1 rRNA gene is annotated in these 1,414 nt (G+C 54.2%); it reads right to left on the bottom strand.

Annotated elements, in window-relative coordinates:
• Nucleotides 1-66: 66 nt before the first annotated feature.
• Nucleotides 67-1,414, bottom strand: a 16S ribosomal RNA gene (locus JOD45_RS16385); the annotation flags it as partial.

Below are 1,414 nucleotides of genomic sequence, written 5' to 3'. Positions count from 1 at the left end.
AAGGATTATTCCTTCAAAACCAAACAAAAGCGCCAAGCTCAGCTAAGGTCATCATGTATTCCTTAGAAAGGAGGTGATCCAGCCGCACCTTCCGATACGGCTACCTTGTTACGACTTCACCCCAATTATTTGTCCCACCTTCGGCGGCTGGCTCCAAAAGGTTACCTCACCGACTTCGGGTGTTACAAACTCTCGTGGTGTGACGGGCGGTGTGTACAAGGCCCGGGAACGGATTCACCGCGGCATGCTGATCCGCGATTACTAGCAATTCCGGCTTCATGCAGGCGAGTTGCAGCCTGCAATCCGAACTGGGAGTGGCTTTATGGGATTCGCTTAACCTCGCGGTCTCGCAGCCCTTTGTACCACCCATTGTAGCACGTGTGTAGCCCAGGTCATAAGGGGCATGATGATTTGACGTCATCCCCACCTTCCTCCGGTTTGTCACCGGCAGTCACCTTAGAGTGCCCAACTGAATGCTGGCAACTAAGATCAAGGGTTGCGCTCGTTGCGGGACTTAACCCAACATCTCACGACACGAGCTGACGACAACCATGCACCACCTGTCACTCTGTCCCCCGAAGGGGAAAGCCCTATCTCTAGGGTTGTCAGAGGATGTCAAGACCTGGTAAGGTTCTTCGCGTTGCTTCGAATTAAACCACATGCTCCACTGCTTGTGCGGGCCCCCGTCAATTCCTTTGAGTTTCAACCTTGCGGTCGTACTCCCCAGGCGGAGTGCTTAATGTGTTGACTTCAGCACTAAGGGGTTGGACCCCCCTAACACCTAGCACTCATCGTTTACGGCGTGGACTACCAGGGTATCTAATCCTGTTTGCTCCCCACGCTTTCGCGCCTCAGCGTCAGTTACAGGCCAGAGAGCCGCCTTCGCCACTGGTGTTCCTCCACATCTCTACGCATTTCACCGCTACACGTGGAATTCCACTCTCCTCTCCTGCACTCAAGCTCCCCAGTTTCCAATGACCCTCCACGGTTGAGCCGTGGGCTTTCACATCAGACTTAAGAAGCCGCCTGCGCGCGCTTTACGCCCAATAATTCCGGACAACGCTTGCCACCTACGTATTACCGCGGCTGCTGGCACGTAGTTAGCCGTGGCTTTCTGGTTAGATACCGTCACAGTGCCATCATTTCCTATGACACCTATTCTTCTCTAACAACAGAGCTTTACGATCCGAAAACCTTCTTCGCTCACGCGGCGTTGCTCCGTCAGACTTTCGTCCATTGCGGAAGATTCCCTACTGCTGCCTCCCGTAGGAGTCTGGGCCGTGTCTCAGTCCCAGTGTGGCCGATCACCCTCTCAGGTCGGCTACGCATCGAGGCCTTGGTAAGCCATTACCTTACCAACTAGCTAATGCGCCGCGGGCCCATCTGTAAGTGATGGCAGAACCATCTTTTACTT

The sequence above is a fragment of the Scopulibacillus daqui genome (assembly GCF_016908855.1).
GTDB lineage: Bacteria > Bacillota > Bacilli > Bacillales > Sporolactobacillaceae > Scopulibacillus_A > Scopulibacillus_A daqui.
The sequence above is the reverse complement of the archived record's forward strand: the minus strand, read 5'-3'. Positions and strand labels throughout refer to the sequence as shown.